An 18,559-nucleotide genomic window follows, 5' to 3' on the forward strand; every position below is an offset into this window, starting at 1 on the left:
ATCATTTATGCTGATGCATGTAAATTCCGTCCCAGTTTTCTGGAGGAGGTGTTTCCATAAATGCTTTAACGCGGTCAAGATAGATCTGATATAAATAAACCTCTGGACATTTGGTTTTTAGCATAGCAAATTTTTTTTCAGCGGACGACCAATTCTGCGCATAATACTCTTCTAAAGCTTTATGATACTCGTCTAACTGAGTTAAAACCTCTTCAGAAACATCACTAACCTTACCGAGAGGCTGATAGATAGTCAATCCACTTTTTCTTCCCTTAACAGTAATTTTATCTATGGCTCGCCAGGCAAACTGATCTTGTCCTGCACATGTTTTATCACTCACCAAAATAGTCACTTGGTAAAATTTTGTTAAATCTTGTAAACGCGAAGCAAGATTCACTGTATCTCCAATGACTGTATACGCACGGCGAAACTCTGAACCCATATCACCCACATTCATCAACCCTGTTGCCAGGCCAATGCCAAAACTAACAACTGGCAAGTCTTTTTCCTGCATTTTTTCATTGATTTCAGGTAGTTGTTTTACCATGGCGAGAGAGCACATAATAGCATGAGTTGCGTGATCTTCATCAAGCATAGGAGCTCCCCAAAACGCCACGATCATATCCCCCACATATTTATCAATTGTTCCTCTAAAGCTAAAAATTATTTCAGTAATTGGTGTAAAAAAAGCATTTAGCAATCGTTTCACATTAGATGCCTCCAAGCTCTCGCTAAGGCTTGTAAAATTACGAATATCACTAAATAGAACCGTCATATTTCGTTCTTGTCCTTCCATGCTGTACTGCTCAGGAGATTCTATGAGCTCTCTAACATAATCTTCTGGAACGTATTGCCCAAACAGCTGATTTATTTTTCTTTTTTGTCTTCTTTCGATAATAAATAAATAGCCATAATTCGTTATAGTCTGAAGCACGATTAAGGTTAAAATCAGGGCTATAGGAAGATATAAACTTTTATAGACAAACAAATAAATGGATAAGGCCCAGATACCTATAATACTTATTATCGCCAGGATCAAAATTCTGGAAACACTCAAAAAAGAAAATAAAAAAGTAAAAAACAATCCAATTAATATCAAGTACAATCGAGCTTTAGGAGTCTTCCAATCATATTCTGATACCAATTGCTGCCCGACAATGCCTTGAACCATATTTCCTACCATCTCCACCCCAGGATACGATTGTGCAACTGGAGATTGATGCAGATCCGCCAAAAGGATTATCGTTGATCCAATAATAGCAATTGCCCCTTGCAGTTGCTCTGGATTAATTTTGTCCTGGATGATATCTGTAGCAGAGTAATAATTATGTGCGCCAATATGTCCCCAAAATGGAATAAGAATCTGTCCATACGCGTTTGTAGGTATAAATACATTACCCATTTGAATTCCGTACAATTGATGATGATGCGTTTTAAGGGTAAGGTGTTTTACCATCAAATAATTCATAGAAGTTGCAAGAGCCAATGTAGCGTATAATTTGTTGTCATAGCTTGCTAACATAAGCCCATGTCGTATCGTTCCATCCAAATCCGGTACATTTGTAACTGCCCCCGCTTGTGTCGACGCTTTTAGAAATAACGGCAAACAACCGTTATATCCGGAAAATTGATAGAGCGGGAGGTTATCTCGGTATAAATAATTATTTTCTGGATTAGTTAAAGGTGTAGGTAATTCTCCCCTCCTGATTTCTTTGTCATTATGAAATAAAAAACCCAGCACCACATTATGATCCAATAATGAGTCGGCTAAAATACGATCGTTGTCCACTCTAGGGGCAATTTGCTCAAGCAAATCAGGTAACTGTTTTTGACCTAAGGATAATTGAGGCATTAATTTCTGCAACTCATTCTTGAGTCCTATTGCATAATTTACTTCTGCCTCAGCCATAACTATATCTGTTGCTATGGTCACAACACCATTTTGTTTTAACTTATTGATTAAATTAGCTATTTTATTTCTAGGCCAAGGCCATCGTCCTTCTTGCTCCACTGACTTATTATCAATATCAATGATAACAACTCGAGGAATTGTTTGATGTGGACGCCAGTTTAATTGAACGACTTGATCATAAGTTCGATGGTCCAGCTGAGTAACTAATGAACTGAGAAGAGGCATGTGAATTACATCAACTAAAAAGACAAGAATTAACCAGAAAAGACCTAAAAGGACTTGTGTCCCTTTAGATTTTATTGATTTTGGCGAGAAATATCGATCCTTCTTCACAAAGTATTGTCCTTAAATACTTTCCTTAACAAAACCAGAAAGTGGGCAAAGATAGAATTACGAGCTAAGACCCTGTTTACAATTCACTGTCACAAGGCTTTGAGTTTCGAGTACCAAAGACACAGCATGCATAAAAGCATGTGGGCATCGGGGTACAGAAAATCAAGGCCTTGCGGCCAGGATAGTAGAATTGTAAATAGGTCTAACCAAATTGATATTCTAATGCAGCTAGAGTTTGATAACTCTGAAAAATTCCACCAGCATTATAATATTTTTCCTCAACACGAATGGTTGCTTTTTTAAAGGTTATGGCAATACCCCCGCCTACACGAAACCCGCTTCTATCCATGTTCAATTGAGGAAGGGAACCATTTATTATGCTTGCGGGATCTACAAGTGGACGACTATTTGAAAATTGTGCTACCTGAATTAATCCCCCGCTGATAAAAGGCATTACTGAAGGCTTAACAAAATAACCTAATTCAATATTTTCCAAAATTAAAGTCGCTTTATTTGTTAATGGCTCAATCACTTGAAAAGTAACCGTAGAGGGGAAAAAGTAATTATATCTTCCAGTATTAATCTCACTGTACAATACCCCGAGATTAGCTCTCATGAGAAGCTGTTTCCAAGTTTTTCTATAAATTCCATTTAGGCTGACAAACCAGTTGTTATTATTATTTGTTGCTTGAGCGATTAGCGGGGTTGGGGCCATAGCAATTTCAGTTACAGTATTAAATTTATTGTAACCATAACCTCCCGACACATCAGCATAAATCTGGGGAGTGAACACTTTAAATAGATGGCCGAAAATTGTATTGTTATGTATGGTCTGTTCCGAATTAGTTACAAATCCTGGGTTTAGTAAAAACTCCGAACTAAGTGCGCTATTAATTCTAAAATAATAAATGCCTGCCATCATCGTCTGACCTAAGGTAATGTGGTCAGCTCCCGCAGAATAAAGATTTGAATGTCCGTTATATCGGTTAAAATTTACACCTGAAGTCGAATCAAAATCAAAATCGGTATATCCATAGAGAAATTCTGGGGTTATTTTCCTCAGATATTCCGAAATCTTTGTAGTATTTGTTGTTTCATCTTTCGACAACGTATTTGCATTGACGCAGAATCCATTGCATATCAAAAAAGCTGATAAAATTAAGGATTGTATTTTCATCACATCTAAATTCCTTTTCAGAGAAGGTGTTCGCTTTTGGGGTATAATCATAAACTTAAAATATAAGATTATACAAGAACAGAGTCATAGAGAAACAATAAACATTATTCCTATTTTCGAGTTTTTCATTTAGGCTTAAATCCCAAAGCCCGTAAACGTTGCTCAATCGAAGGATGTGTTGCAAAAGCGCTGCTTAAAGATTTCACCGGATCAATATCTGAGGGATTAAAGAGATAGGACGCCTGCCTTATCTGCTCATGAGGAGTATTACCGTATTCCGCTGAATAATGCTCAGCATATTGCTGATGATCGTCGCTAATTTTGAGTAATGCCCGAGCCAAAGGTTCATTGTCACGCATTAACTCTACGCAGCCAGCATCCGCCATATATTCACGCGTTCGACTTAAGAATAAGGTCAACAAAATAGTAATTAAGGGCAAGACATAACGAAGAACTATAATGACCATTAATAATCGATTATCTCCACGTTTTCCGTCTCGTTTAAATACTGCTGAATAAAACAGTATATCCACCACAATTAAAAGAATATTACTCAAAACCGCTACCATTAGAGTTAATTTAATATCATAGTGACGAATATGACTTAATTCATGAGCCATTACTGCTTGCAGCTCTGCCCTGTTCAACTTTTCTATTAAACCTCGAGTAATTGCAACCATTGCTGATTTTTCACTATACCCACTTGCAAACGCATTCATGTAGTCTGCTTCGATAATAAAAACTTTGGGCATATACTGCAAACCAGCAGCAACTTTCATTTCCTCAACTACATTATATAGTTGCTGTTCCTGCAAATTTTTAGCTGTTTGGGGTGTAATCTCACGGTACTCGGTACCTAATAACATAATTCGATCATAAAATGCATATGTGATTAACAACGATATTACGGCGAAACCAACCATAAGAAGAGTCGCATAGGGAATGACCTGCAGGCGAATCAAAGCAAGAAAAATTTGCTGTAAAGGAACCTGTGGGTAGGTCGATTGCAAAACAAACAAATCAGCAACGAAACCCACAGCAAAAAAAATTGCAACAAAAAAAGCAATTACCGCACGTGTCTTGCGTTGATTCAACTGGATTTGCGCACGCCAATTCGCTACGTCGCCATGATAGTCTTCAAGACTCATTTTCTAACTCAAAATTTTACGGTATAGTCTTCTTTCGCTTGAATCTGTTCTTCAGGGAGTCCCCAGTAAACAAAGTCTTTATCAAGAGAAGAAGCAAACATAGATACCACCATGGATTCAAAGAACGATTTCTTTTTAGCATAATAACGCTCTACCCCATCGTTATAAGCCTGTTTAGAATATGCCAATTTATTTTCGGTATTGACGATTTCTTCCTGCAACTGCATGACATTTTGGCTTGCTTTCAAATCAGGGTAATTTTCAAATACTAAATTAATTCCAGATGCAATCTGTGAAATTTGGTTTTCTGCAGCAATGCGCCCTTCTTCGTCCCCTGCTGCTTTAGCTGCTTGAGCTTGATTACGCAAAGCCACAACATCTTTCAAGGTGGTTTGCTCGTAATCCATATATTTTTTTACCGCTTCAATTAAAGACTCAAATACCTTAAAGCGGCGATCCAGCTGGATATCTATTTGTTTTTTGTCGTTATTAATCGCCTCAATTAATTGAATTAAGGTATTGTAGATGCTAATAGCCCATAAAAATATAAGTACTACAATAATAATAAGGGCAATAAAAAAAGTACTCATTTTTCTTCCTATGTAAAATTTTCTACAATTAAGTTATAGATCGAAAATGATAAAAAAAACAGGAGAATTTTTGTGGAGTTTGAACTAAACCGTAAGAGCTAAAGCTGATGAGTAAAAGTCAAATTGGATGGTGTATCCATTTTCTGTCCTATTATTTATGTTGGATAGCCTGTTTCTATTTTGCAGCACAAAATGAAGTATATCTTGGGCCAATGATTGGGTTCCTGTTTATTGCCGTACAAATCGCCTGGCAGTCAATTAATCGATTGCCTTACTTAAATGCGCTCTATTTTGCACTTCTGATCGGATTTATTGGTGTAATTACGGATATGATTTGGCTGCATCAAAATTATATTTATTTTAAAGCAAACCCTTTTAGTTCTTATTTTACAGCGCCATGGATGATTTGCATTTGGTTGAGTTTCGGATTGAATCTTATTTTTCTTAATGAAAAATTGATCCATTACTATTTTATTTGGTTCCTACTTATCCTTTTTTTAATGCCATTTGCCTATAAAATTGGCGAAATATGCAATATAGTAGTTATCGAAAACGCGTATCCATTCTATTTTTTTGTGGGAATTACTTGGGCATTACTCTTACCAGCGAGCTTTTATGCATACAATTATTTAAAAAATTCAATATCATAGATACGCGAGTAATTTAACTGGGAAAATTATCACCCGTTCAAAATAGCTTTCAAAAATTGTCCCGTATAAGAACGCTCACATTCAGCAACTTGTTCTGGCGTGCCTGTTGCCACAATACGCCCACCTTTGCTGCCGCCTTCAGGTCCTAGATCAATAATCCAATCTGCCGTCTTAATCACATCCAAATTATGTTCAATAATTACAATCGTATTCCCTTGCGACCGCAAACGGAATAATACTGCCAATAATTGCTTGGTATCATGAAAATGCAAACCTGTTGTAGGTTCATCCAGAATATATAAAGTGCTTCCTGTATCCCGTTTTGAAAGCTCACGGGACAACTTAATTCTCTGAGCCTCCCCTCCTGAAAGAGTAGTCGCACTTTGTCCTAATTTAATATAAGACAAACCAACATCCATCAAAGTCTGACATTTTCTAGCTAATGCTGGAATCGCCGCAAAAAAATGACTTGCATCTTCAACAGTCATTTCTAGAACTTCGTGAATATTTTTACCTTTATACTGAATATCAAGAGTTTCTCGATTGTAACGTTTTCCTTTGCATACATCACATGATACGTAAATGTCAGGCAAAAAGTGCATTTCAACTTTAATGAGCCCATCCCCCTGACATGCTTCACAACGTCCGCCGCGGACATTAAAACTGAAGCGCCCTGGCTGGTAACCTCGTGCTCTAGATTCAGGAGTTGCCGCAAATAATTCGCGGATATGAGTAAAGATACCGGTATATGTAGCTGGATTGGAACGAGGAGTTCTGCCAATCGGACTCTGATCAATATCAATTACTTTATCGCATAAATTTAACCCCGTAATTTCTTTGACAGAACCGTGAGTAAATAAACTTGCCCTATTTAACAGATTCGCGGCACTTGGATATAAGGTATCATTGATCAGACTCGATTTGCCTGACCCCGAAACACCCGTGATGCAAGTAAGTAAACCCAAAGGAATACTGACATTGACATCCAGTAAATTATTACAAACCACTCCTTTTAAATGAATCATTTTTTCAGTATTAACGGGTAACCGAGTGTCAGGAATCGCTATGGATTGTTTTCCGGATAAATATTGTCCCGTCAAGGAAGCAGGCGATTGCATAATTTCTTGAGGTGTCCCGTACGCTACAATTTCCCCACCATGTACACCAGCCCCAGGTCCTATATCCAGAACAAAATCAGCGCTGCGAATCGCGTCCTCATCATGCTCTACTACGATGACCGTATTTCCCAGATTGCGTAAATGCATCAATGTTTTTAATAACCGATCATTATCTCGTTGATGCAATCCAATAGAGGGCTCATCCAAGATATACATGACACCAACCAGGCCTGAACCAATTTGGCTGGCTAAGCGAATGCGTTGTGCTTCTCCTCCTGATAAAGTTTCAGCACTACGAGTTAATGAAAGGTAATCTAGGCCTACATTGACCAAAAATCCTAATCGCTCAACAATTTCTTTATTAATTTTTGCCGCAATTTCACCTTTATATCCCGTCATCCGTAAATTTTTAAAAAATACATAAGCGTTTTCAATCGAATATGCAGTAACTTCAGGTAAATTTTTGTCATCAATAAACACATGTCGTGCTTCTTCGCGTAATCGTGTACCATGACAACTCTGACAAGGACGAGATGATAAATATTTAGCAAGCTCCTCACGTATCATTCCCGAATCAGATTCACGGTAACGCCGCTGCATATTCGGAATAATTCCTTCAAATGAATGCCGTTTAACCATATACCCACCATTGGGTCGATGATAATGAAAGTCTATAATTTCACGTCCACTGCCATAGAGAACAATTTGACGCACTTCTTCAGGCAAATCACAAAATGCAGTACGGGTATCAAAACCATAGTGCTGTGCAAGCGACTCAAGCATCGAGAAATAATAAGTGGTTTTTTTATCCCAACCGCGAATAGCCCCTTCGGCCAAACTGGCTGTTTGATCATGTATGACCCGCTCAGGATCAAAAAACTGATCAACTCCCAATCCATCGCAATCAGGGCAAGCTCCTACAGGATTGTTAAAAGAAAAAAGCCTGGGTTCTAACTCACTGAGACTGTACCCGCATTCAGGACACGCAAATTTGGAAGAAAAAACGAGATCATTAAATTGATCCTCCATAGAAGCCACTATTGCAAGGCCTTCTGCCAAATTTATAGCATTTTCGAATGACTCACTTAAACGCTGAGCAATATCAGGTCTGACTTTAAATCGATCCACAACGACTTCAATGGTATGTTTCGTACGTAAGCCTAGCTTAGGAGGAGAATCCAACTCATAAAGCACGCCATCAATTCGCGCACGTACATAACCTTGGGCTTGTAACTGCTGCAACAGCTGAACCTGCTCTCCTTTGCGTTCACGTACAACAGGAGCCAAAATCATTACTTTACTGTCAACAGGTAAAGTTAAAACATGATCCACCATCTGACTAATCGTTTGTGCATGCAAGCTCACGTGGTGTGTAGGGCAACGAGGCTCTCCTACGCGTGCATACAGTAGACGTAAATAATCATATATTTCGGTAATAGTACCCACTGTGGAGCGGGGATTGTGGGAGGTTGCTTTCTGCTCAATAGAAATTGCCGGAGATAAACCTTCTATCGAATCAACATCAGGTTTTTCCATCATTGCTAAAAATTGACGCGCATAGGCGGATAAAGATTCCACATAACGACGCTGCCCTTCGGCATATAAAGTATCAAAGGCCAAAGAGGACTTACCTGAACCCGATAAACCCGTTATTACAATTAATTTATCACGTGGCAAATCCAAGTCGAGATTTTTAAGATTGTGGGTTCTTGCACCACGTATGGTGATTGTTTGCATAAAGTTCGATAATTTGGTTTAACAACTGAGTTTTGGTTTTTATATTTCGCGGCTATAAAGCCATAGAATTATACGCAAAAAAAAATAAAAAATCACATTAAATCTATTTCACTCAGCATTTTGAGAAACAAAAGCCGTAATTAGCGAAAATGAATTAATGGATTCAATTATTGAAACAGTGTTTAAATTAGTCCCTGTCTCTGTTCACCTCAACAATTTTGCGACGACCCGCAATTACTCCATTCATCGAAATAATGGATTGCTTACAAAAAGAGTTGGATACATATTTTTAATGCAAAAATTATACTAGAATAAAAAACTTAAGTTATTCTTTTTTAAAAATTATCGGATTTCAAATATGATATTTCTTTTACAAAGAATTTTATCGCTCATATTTTTCATATCTCCATTTACTCTTTATGCCCAAAATGATAATCAAGTGTCTCTCAGGGTACAAAAGGAAAATTCATGAATACCTTAACTCGTTTTAAATTTTTTCTCTGGGCCTTTAGTCATTTTAAAGTACCCATGCTCGGCTATTTAAGACCGCGACTGATCCATCTTACTGACACGGACATTATTGTATGTCTACCCTTAAAAAGACGAAGCCGTAATCATTTAAATTCCATGTATTTTGGAGCCTTGTGTGCTGGTGCTGACTTAGCGGGAGGCTTACATGGTTTTTATCATGCATCACAGAAGCAACTTAAAGTTTCCCTTGTTTTTAAATCATTCCAAGCACAGTTTTTAAGTAGGCCTGAATCTGATGTTTATTTTGTTTGTCACGAAGGAGCACAAGTCAAAGCTATGCTAGAAGAATCGCAAAAAACTGGAGAACGAGTGACTCAACCCATTCAGATCAAAGCATATACAGATTATCCTGGTATGACGGAATTGGTTGCAGAGTTTATTTTAGAATTGTCAGTAAAAATAAAGTCTTAAGCCCAAGCTCGACTTTTTAAAGGACGACCGAGATATTCAAAAACCAGTCATTGATTTATCTACAATAACAGGCGAAAATATTGCCAAACTGTGATATTGTTAGTGCACAGGCGAATATATTGACAGTATACAATTTATGAATTCATTAGGCTATCTGTAATGATATTTGAAGAATATATAAAATTATTAGAGTCATTTAAGCAGAACCAGATATCTAAATTACTGGAACGAATTGACACTAAAATTTTTGACATTCTATACAGTAAGCACGTCAATCCTCGAATAATTCCTTATTTTCCTCGCTATGAACTCTGTTTCATGACCAATGAGACAGAATTAGAACCTGGAAAGATCTACGTAAGAGAACAACAGGGAAAAATAGCCTATTCAGTCATCACACCCGACAAAAAGACAATTAAAGATGCCCTTTTAGAAGAGCTTGATGCCCCATCACCATTTGCCTATAAAATTGCCTTGATGACTGGGGGCGGAAAACTGGAGAAAGGCTTATTTTATGTACGTATGCTCGAAACAGGTCTTGAGTACACTGTTCTTGATCCCACGGGTAAACCAGTAACTGCAGTAATCAAAAAAGAAGAACTCAAAATTAATTTAAACCAAGGCTTTACTCCTAAAGACTTAGAGCCTTTTATGTCTGAGATTCTTGAGATTACATCAAAAAGAACTCATACCCTCCCTTTTACCCTGGATGCTTTTAAAGCACGAATTTTGTCCGCAGTTTCGAGAAAAGGCCATATCTCGTGGGCTCCTTTTTCTAACTACTCTCTTGATCCTGATAATATTTCTCAAATTAAAAAACTAATCAATGCGCTTTACTATGCACGCTTGACCTTTTTAGATTTGGAAAATATAGATGTCAGAAATATAAAACGAAGCTATTCTGATCTCAAATTACTTTACAGTAAAACAATAAACCTAGCTTATGAAGCAAGTTACCTGCTCACTCATTTAGATGTTGATCTCAGAGACATGTTTCAAGAGGAGTTATCCTTTATTTTGCCTTTATTCAGCAAAATACAATCTTTTGCAGAAAAACATGCTAAAGAGAAAAAAGCTATAGTAGAAGCACTTGGGCCCATGCCTTTAGCCTATAAAGTAGGAGAGGTTGCAGGAATCACTGTAGATCAGCTGCGTCCCCTTAATGGGGATGTAGATTATAATTTTCTTACTCAATTCAGTGCGGTCTTACCAAGCTACATTGATAAACTAACCCATTACATAGAACAATTTTCTTCGCAAATTAAAGAGTCAGAACCCAAGCTTAATCAAGAAAAGCTGGATGAGTTACAAAAAGCCGCACTTCATCTATTAAACGATATAGAAAATTTAAAAGGAAACAGTATCTTTGTTTCACTTAAATTTTTAAATTACATTCATATAATTCGCAATATAATCACTTTATCCATGAGCTCTTTGGAACAAATAGGGGAGCTTAGTGAATCATCTCAGGATGTGATCCGTGATAAATTAGCCCAACTTAAATACGAAGTATTTCCTACTTTATTTGGTTTAGTCGATAAAATTGAAGATTACGCCATGCTTAAGCCTGGGACTTTGTCTGTTCCCCTCATGGAGAAGATCAAAGTCTTATATGAGAAAATACTTTATTTACCTAAAAAAGCAATTGATTTTAAAGCAAAAGGCGAAGAGTTACTTGAAATTGAAGACTCTCGATTTATCGAATTAAGATTGGAAATGACCTATAAAAGGATCGATAAGGCCAATAAAACATTATATAAAATTCAAAAAGCATCCGCCGCGTGCACACAATTTTTTGCGCTATTAAATGATCCACGTTATAACAACCTGCGCCTGTACCAACTTCCTCCTGAGGTTAAGAAAGAATTAACAAAACATTATAAGCTTCTTAAGCCTTATATGGCCAAACTGGACATTGACTTAAATGAACTCATCATCTCGAGATTGACAGGGCCTGAAAAAGAAGACTGGTACTCCTTCATGGGAAGACCCGTTCGTTTCGTAAGAAGACAGCTTCCCGCAGACCATGCGAGTGTTGTTTTGGCAAAAGAAAAAACTCTGGCTGATTTAATTACTAAAGATGAGAACAGTCAGATTTTTCATATTAATTTAAATAAAGACTTAATTGATTCAGTTCATAAAAAAGCAAATTTAGCTTTATTCCCATATAGCGAAAAAACGAATGCATATACTCTTGATGAGTCAATACCACTACAAGTCGAGCAAGATAAAGCTAAAAAATCCAAACTCACAAAAGCAGAGTTTCAACACATTCAAAATGCTTATTTACGCTTTGCGCAGCTAGTAAAAGGCCAAATAGCAGCAAAACCCGCTTTTTATGAAAAGAATTTGGATCTAAGCAATTTTGACGATACAGTTAAAAATGAGTGCCATCAATTATTTAAGGTATTCCAACCTTACTTAAGGTCAATAGTCTCATCTGAATTTAAAGATTCAAGGAAAAGCCTTGAACATTATTTAACGGATGTATTTGCCGAAAAACAGGTCACAAACATCCCATCGATAGACCTTTTTCTGGGATTGGATAAAAATATCCAAGAGTTCCTTGACCGTATCAATTTTGAGTGGATTAATAAAGATGACTTTCAAAAAATTCTGCGTGCCTATACACGCTTTGCGCTCATAATAAAAAAACAAATCGAGGAGAAACCCGAGCTTTACGGTAATCACTTGCTGTTAACAAATTTTAATGAGCAAGCAGAGGAGTGTCGTAATTTATTTCCAGTTTTTCAATCCTATTTAAAATTTGTAATACCGCCTGAATTTAAAGAGTGTGCTCAAAATCTTGAACAATACTTCGCTGCGTTACTTGCAAATAAGCCAATAGAACTATTAGAAACACCCCCTGCATCTTTGTTTTTGCAACTGGACAAATATGCTCAGGATTTTTTTGCCAAGTGGGGAGATAAAAGCCAAACCTATTACAATTTTGCAAAAAAAACATTTCTTGACGAAAAAGAGTCACAAACCCTAGCTACCAAACGCGAAGAAGATGCAAAACTGCATTTTAAAACAATAGAAGGCGATAAATTACTGCAAAACCCTGAGCACTTAAGCGCAGATCAAACTCTTGAGGTCTATCAATGGTATCGAAATAAACATAACAAATTTCTGGTTGTGCAAAATGCTTACGTTCAATTTATTACCTTGCTTAGAAAGGAACTACGGGCAAGACCACAGATCCAGGGTAATATGTTGCTTCTGAATCGTCTGGATCCCAAAGTAAAAGATCAATGTCGTAATTTATATAGTATTTTCCAACCTTATTTCATTTGTGCTGTCCCCCCTGAAATGAAAGAGGATGTTCTGAAGTTTGATAAATATTTGGTTACTCTCTTATCAAACAGAAAAATGAACAGAAAGGATGCTCCATCAGTTCGAATGTTCTTGGATCTAGATGGACATTTCCAAGAATTCTTTTCTCGGATCACGGATGAATGGAACCGAAGGGCGCAACGGTTTTATGACTTGGCTCAAGAAAAATTTACCCTCGAAAATAATTCAGCTGTACTAAAGCCAGACCCAAAAACGGGTAGAGAGCACTACGTCATACCCCACAAAAACTATTCCAGGTGCATTCATGGGTTCAGGATATCCTTATTTGAAGTAACCAAACTGTTTAACCAAGCAGTGCAGCATGAATTAATACCGTATTCGGCTAGAAAAACCAACTCCTCTGAAACAATCGATCTTTCACCGACAGGAATTTTCCACGATGTGCGAGAATCAGTCTCACCCTCATCTCCCCCGCCATTCCCTGAAATGGAGGATAATAATCTGAGGTTGACACAAAGTAGGCAAGTTTGTGCTTTAAAGGACATTTTTAACAGTATGTTTCATTTGGAAGGGATTGTCCTTGAACTAGAAAATTTAAACAATCAAAGTGCAAAAAGTCGTTATGTTTACTATTTATTACAAGCTTATGGACATCTAAATGAAATTATTAAGTCAGCCAAACGTTTGGCGGCAGATCCCCATTTAGGATTGATAGCGCGTGATTTACTTGATAAAGCACAAAATCTTTATGCAATCTTCCAGGAACATTCTGATGCATACCAGGTTGGACCTGATCAGGTCCCCTATGGATCAACAAACGTGCAACACAATTCACTTTGGTATGTGCTTAATGCCTTTTATATTAGTCCCAAACACATTAGAGCCTTAAAAAACACGAATTACCTAACAACTGAAGAGCTGAACGAATTACATCAGCGAGCTAAAAAAGCCACCTTAATTATAGAAGCTCTGATTAATAATTCTGATTCTTATTTTAAATTGTTCCTGCAAACACCCAATATGATTTACCTGTATCAGGAACTTACAGCAAAACTCAATGAATTTACGAGCACCTCTCATGATGGAGTAATGGATAACCTAGAGAAGATGCGATCTACAGTGTTTACTCCGATGCTTCTTGAAGCAGATCGCTGGGAAAACAGATTAGGACTTTCCCCAGGAACATTCTCAGGTCCATTAAGACAAATCACTGATGAATTCTTCAAAGGATTATTACATTCTCTGGACTTGAATTCCGCAACCCGTATACAGTTAGTTTGTGATAAGGAGCCTTTAGAGACTAGGACTTCAATCATTAAAAAACAGATAAAAAACGCAAACCGATTTCTAAAAAAAATAGATAAAGACTATCAAGATATTGAAAACTTGTACCATTGGTATCTTGAAGTGACAACGCCTTTTGAAATTTTGGATATTTCCGCTCCTATTCAGCCAAGAGTTCCTATGGAGCAAGCTAAAATTGAGTTATGTGCTGCTTATAAAAAAGCATTACCCAAACTGGCGAAACTCAAACGAGATAAACACGTTGAAATCGCACCCAGCCAATATCCAGAAGACCATCTACTTGATCAACTGTGTAACTCTGGACTTAAAGCCTACGATCCTCATTTTACTGAAATCCAAGCATTAATTGTTGCCAGTCATCATTACTACCTAGGCGTAAAAGCATCCCAACAAATGCGGTTAGACACCGCAAAAGAGAAATTGCGTTACCTTGAGAGCCTGGTTCCAATTCAGAAACAAGAGAAGCTGACTTTTATCGAACAATATACTGCCGAATCATTCGACAAACATATGAAAGTGATGTGCAATCGCCATATAGGCTTGCAATACACCGATAAAGAATATACGGATTTACTTCAATCCTATTTACTAAAACTCAGGAATGAAATAATTGCCCAATCAAAAACAGCTGAGGATATTGATCAAAACATCAAAAAACTGTTGAAAGATGAAATCAGTAAATTTGAGAAAAAGTACTATGAGGAATATTATCAGCTTGATACCATAAAAATCGCTTTGGCTCAGTTCAAAATTTATTTCAGCAATTCCAGTATCGCGATACACAATCAGAGCGCTTTATTTGAAAGTGATGAGACTTTAAGAGAAAAGTCTACGCGTATTAATAAATTAGATATAATTGCTAGCAACACGAAATTGAAAGTTAAAGATCGTATCAAACAAATAAAAGATGAAGTGGATATTATTAAAAATCCTAATTTCTCAAGAATCATTCTAACACATAGGAGAGTAGATACTTTTAGTTTTGCTTACTTAAAAATATGCTTTTTCTCGCTGCTTGAAACGTTGGGTTTGTTTACCCCAACCCGACAAAAACTGCTTGATGAGCTCAACGATGTTATAGAAAACCCACTCCCAATTGGTAAGCTAGCCAAACGTTTTGGTTTATTTGCTACCGCCCCAACAACAAAAGATACAGAGGCTAAAAGGTATGAAGCACCGGCTATGCCCGTTGCAACTCCCTCAGTTTGATCCGCACATCCGTAACTATCCTAATGATTCTTCCTCATCTAAATGTTCTGCTGCAGCTTTTTTTGTATGATCTTCCGCTAACCACAGATACATTGCGGGAACAACAAAAAGAGTAAACAAAGTACCAATTGAAATACCCGTTGCGATCACTAAACCAATATTATAACGGCTTTCAGCGCCAGCACCTGTAGCAAAAATTAAGGGTATAACTCCTAAAACCATAGCTGCTGTGGTCATTAAAATAGGTCGTAAACGAATTGCAGCAGCTGACTTAATGGCATCTAACTTGTTTTGCCCATTCGCTTGTAAGTCATTGGCAAATTGCACGATCAAAATACCATGCTTACTGATAAGACCAATTAATGTAACCAAACCCACTTCACTATAAATATTCAGATTAGCATTACCAATACCCAAACTAACAAAAATCATTGCACCACAAATCGACATAGGCACACTAATCAAAACAATAAGTGGGTCACGGAAACTTTCAAACAAAGCAGCTAATGACAAAAAGATAATAATTAATGCAAAGAAAAACGTGATGATCAGATTTGCGCCTTCTTGAATAAATTGTCGTGATTGCGACGCGTAATCTATGTAATAGCCCTGGGGCAAAATTTCTTTGGCAATATTAGCAAAAGTACCCAAGGCTTGCCCCATAGATACACCTGGAAAAGCAACAGCTGAAATTGTTGCGGAATTGAGCTGTTGGAAATGATTTAAAGATTGAGGGACTATTTGTCGCTGCAAAGTAGCGACTGTAGAAAGAGGAATTGAATCTCCTGACGCAGTCCTCATGTAATAATTTAATATTTGATCTGTGTTTAAACGCGTCTCTCTCTTTACTTGTGGAATAACCTGATAGGAACGGCCCGCAAAATTAAAATAGTTAATATATCCCTCGCTCAAAGCCGACCCAAATAAATTACCAATATCCTGCATGGTTAAACCAAACTGGGATATTTTATCTCGATCTAAATTGACCTTAGTCTGAATTTTATCGATTTTAAGATCAGGATCAATAAAAGCAAAAAAACCTGTAGCATAGGCCTTATCTAAAATACGCTGTAACACTTCATTCAATTTATCAAAAGTTTCTGTCGTATTAATCACAAATTGAATAGGAAGCCCACTCCCGCCTCCTGGTAATGAAGGTAATTGAAATGCAGCTACTTTAGCCCCAGCAATCTTATTGAGTTCTTCTTGAACTAAGGGCTGTAATTGATTTGAAGTTCGTTGACGCTGATCCCAGGGTTTTAAAACCATACCAATTATGGAGGTATTTAATCCTTGATAACCATCAACTTGAAAAATGTGGTCTGTTTCAGGATATTTTTTAAAAATTTTATTCACAGCGTTTGCGTAAAGTTGGGTTTGGGCTAATGATGCGTTTGCCGGTGCAGTAACTTGGGCAATAATAATCCCTTGATCTTCTTGCGGTGCCAACTCCGAATCTGAAGTGATAAAAAGAAAATAATTACTAAAAAGGATAATCGCAGCAAATACTAGGACAACTGGCAAATGATTTAATGTTGCAGACAAAATTCGTTCATAAGATTTCTCGAGTTTTGCAAACGAATTATCGACATAAGTCATAAAACGTCCCTTGTTGTCCCCCTTCCCTGTTTTAAGGAATTTGGAACACATCATAGGCGATAAAGTTAATGCAATAACTGCGGAAACAGTTACTGCACCAGCAAGCGAAAAAGCAAACTCGGTAAATAAAGCTCCAGTCAACCCCCCCATAAAACCAACAGGCAAGTAAACAGCAATTAAAACAATGGTAATTGCAATAATAGGATTCGCCAATTCACGTGCCCCCAATAACGCAGCTTTAAATCGGGTTTTTCCTTCCTCGATGTGGCGTTGCACATTTTCTACAACAATAATCGCATCATCAACTACCAAGCCAATCGCAAGCACCATAGCTAATAAAGTGAGCAGGTTAATTGAATAACCCAAAATGAGCATAATCCAAAAAGCTCCAATAAGAGATAAAGGAATCGCAATAATTGGGATAACAACAGAACGAATCGATCCAAGAAAGAGAAAAATAACGACGGTTACAATAAAAAATGCTTCTAATAAAGAAAGGATGACTTCATGGATCGAAGAATTAACAAATAAGCTGGCATCATAGACAATGTTTCCCCGCAAACCTTGAGGCAATTGCTCCTGAATTGTGGGAAATATTTTTTTAATATCATCAATTACCGTCAAAAGATTAGCCGAAGGTGCTACAACAATACCGATATAAACTGCCGTTCGCCCATCAAAACTCACTGAAGAGTTATAATTTTGTGCTCCTAGATCTACGGTAGCCACATCACCCAAACGAATAATGGCTCCATTTTGAGCTTTAATAATCATATTCCTGAATTGATTGACGTCAGTGAGATCGGTACTTGCAGTAAGATTTTGCACAAACATCTGTCCATCGGTACGACCCACTGCCGAAATAAAATTATTATTTGCAAGAGCAGTTCCGATTTCTGCTGCAGAAATACCGTATCCTGCCAACTTCACTGGATCGAGCCATGCGCGTAACGCAAAAGTTTGATTTCCAAGTATTTCTGCTTTTTGCACTCCATTAACTGCCTGTAATTTCGGCTGTACTACCCGAATCAAATAATCGGTAATTTTATTAATGGGTAATTCATCGCTATAAAATCCTATATACATCGAATCAATCGTTTGTCCAACCGTGACAGTAATTACTGGTTGCTGTGAATTTTCAGGGAGCTGATTCAATACTGCATTCACTTTGGTAGTGATATCCGACAATGCTTTCAAAGGATCGTAATTTAGGAGGAGATTTACGGTGATCGTACTTGTACTAGAAGAACTGATGGACGTCATATAATCAATACCACCAGCCTGAGCTATTGAATTCTCTAAAGGTGTCGTAATAAAACCGGCAATGACATCCGGGTCTGCACCAGTATAAGTTGTAGTAACAGTTACAACGGCATTTTGTGTAAACGGGTACTGCATTATCGGTAAAGAATTAATAGAGCGTAAGCCCATTGCTAAAAGCATCAAACTAATCACTGTAGCCAGTACTGGTCTTCTAATAAAAATATCCGTAAACCGCATTCTTACAATCCTTAGATTCTCAACCCAAACTACATAAGCGTA

Annotated in this window: 9 protein-coding genes; 3 read left to right on the forward strand and 6 right to left on the reverse strand. The window is 37.3% G+C overall.

Annotation, left to right across the window (positions count from 1 at the left end; translation table 11 throughout):
• Position 1 precedes the first annotated feature (1 nt).
• From FOLKNPGA_RS14935 to FOLKNPGA_RS14950, 4 genes are all read right to left on the reverse strand, one after another.
• The gene (locus FOLKNPGA_RS14935; RefSeq protein ID WP_232891329.1) at positions 2-2,245 is read right to left on the reverse strand and encodes a CHASE2 domain-containing protein; all 2,244 of its coding nucleotides are present in this window, start codon (positions 2,243-2,245) and stop codon (positions 2-4) included.
• Between the two features lie 202 nt (positions 2,246-2,447).
• Entirely contained in the window at positions 2,448-3,422 is a 975-nt protein-coding gene (locus FOLKNPGA_RS14940; RefSeq protein ID WP_182352883.1) for an autotransporter outer membrane beta-barrel domain-containing protein, read from the reverse strand.
• Between the two features lie 125 nt (positions 3,423-3,547).
• On the reverse strand, positions 3,548-4,570 hold the full coding sequence (gene htpX, locus FOLKNPGA_RS14945) for a zinc metalloprotease HtpX (protein ID WP_182350643.1): 1,023 nt from the start codon (positions 4,568-4,570) through the stop codon (positions 3,548-3,550).
• 8 nt (positions 4,571-4,578) lie between these two features.
• Positions 4,579-5,160, reverse strand: coding sequence for a LemA family protein (locus FOLKNPGA_RS14950; protein WP_182350644.1), 582 nt, complete (start codon positions 5,158-5,160; stop codon positions 4,579-4,581).
• Positions 5,161-5,267: 107 nt separating this feature from the next.
• On the opposite strand from FOLKNPGA_RS14950, the gene FOLKNPGA_RS14955 reads away from it, so the two are divergent.
• Positions 5,268-5,810, forward strand: coding sequence for a DUF2878 family protein (locus FOLKNPGA_RS14955; protein WP_182350645.1), 543 nt, complete (start codon positions 5,268-5,270; stop codon positions 5,808-5,810).
• A gap of 29 nt (positions 5,811-5,839) precedes the next feature.
• Here FOLKNPGA_RS14955 and uvrA read toward each other — a convergent pair whose 3' ends face one another.
• Complete coding sequence (uvrA, locus tag FOLKNPGA_RS14960; RefSeq protein ID WP_182350646.1) at positions 5,840-8,665, reverse strand: excinuclease ABC subunit UvrA; 2,826 nt, start codon at positions 8,663-8,665, stop codon at positions 5,840-5,842.
• Positions 8,666-9,133: 468 nt separating this feature from the next.
• Between uvrA and FOLKNPGA_RS14965 the strand changes: the two genes are divergently transcribed.
• Together FOLKNPGA_RS14965 and FOLKNPGA_RS14970 are read left to right on the forward strand one after the other, a co-directional pair.
• Positions 9,134-9,607 (forward strand): DUF4442 domain-containing protein, encoded by a 474-nt coding sequence (locus tag FOLKNPGA_RS14965; RefSeq protein WP_182350647.1) that lies wholly within the window; start codon positions 9,134-9,136, stop codon positions 9,605-9,607.
• A gap of 159 nt (positions 9,608-9,766) precedes the next feature.
• Positions 9,767-15,418, forward strand: a complete 5,652-nt coding sequence (locus tag FOLKNPGA_RS14970) for an SdhA (protein ID WP_182350648.1) — start codon at positions 9,767-9,769, stop codon at positions 15,416-15,418.
• Positions 15,419-15,433: 15 nt separating this feature from the next.
• On the opposite strand, the gene FOLKNPGA_RS14975 is transcribed toward FOLKNPGA_RS14970, so the two are convergent.
• Positions 15,434-18,517 (reverse strand): efflux RND transporter permease subunit, encoded by a 3,084-nt coding sequence (locus FOLKNPGA_RS14975; protein WP_182350649.1) that lies wholly within the window; start codon positions 18,515-18,517, stop codon positions 15,434-15,436.
• Between the last annotated feature and the right edge of the window lie 42 nt (positions 18,518-18,559).

This window comes from Legionella sp. PC1000 (assembly GCF_014109805.1).
Lineage (GTDB): Bacteria > Pseudomonadota > Gammaproteobacteria > Legionellales > Legionellaceae > Legionella > Legionella resiliens.

Bases quoted from the DNA above. Each gene is read 5' to 3' on its own strand.
- FOLKNPGA_RS14940 (WP_182352883.1), bottom strand. From the start codon at position 3,422: ATGAAAATACAATCCTTAATTTTATCAGCTTTTTTGATATGCAATGGA.
- htpX (WP_182350643.1), bottom strand. From the start codon at position 4,570: ATGAGTCTTGAAGACTATCATGGCGACGTAGCGAATTGGCGTGCGCAA.
- uvrA (WP_182350646.1), bottom strand. From the start codon at position 8,665: ATGCAAACAATCACCATACGTGGTGCAAGAACCCACAATCTTAAAAAT.
- FOLKNPGA_RS14975 (WP_182350649.1), bottom strand. From the start codon at position 18,517: ATGCGGTTTACGGATATTTTTATTAGAAGACCAGTACTGGCTACAGTG.
- FOLKNPGA_RS14950 (WP_182350644.1), bottom strand. From the start codon at position 5,160: ATGAGTACTTTTTTTATTGCCCTTATTATTATTGTAGTACTTATATTT.
- FOLKNPGA_RS14970 (WP_182350648.1), top strand. From the start codon at position 9,767: ATGATATTTGAAGAATATATAAAATTATTAGAGTCATTTAAGCAGAAC.
- FOLKNPGA_RS14955 (WP_182350645.1), top strand. From the start codon at position 5,268: ATGAGTAAAAGTCAAATTGGATGGTGTATCCATTTTCTGTCCTATTAT.
- FOLKNPGA_RS14965 (WP_182350647.1), top strand. From the start codon at position 9,134: ATGAATACCTTAACTCGTTTTAAATTTTTTCTCTGGGCCTTTAGTCAT.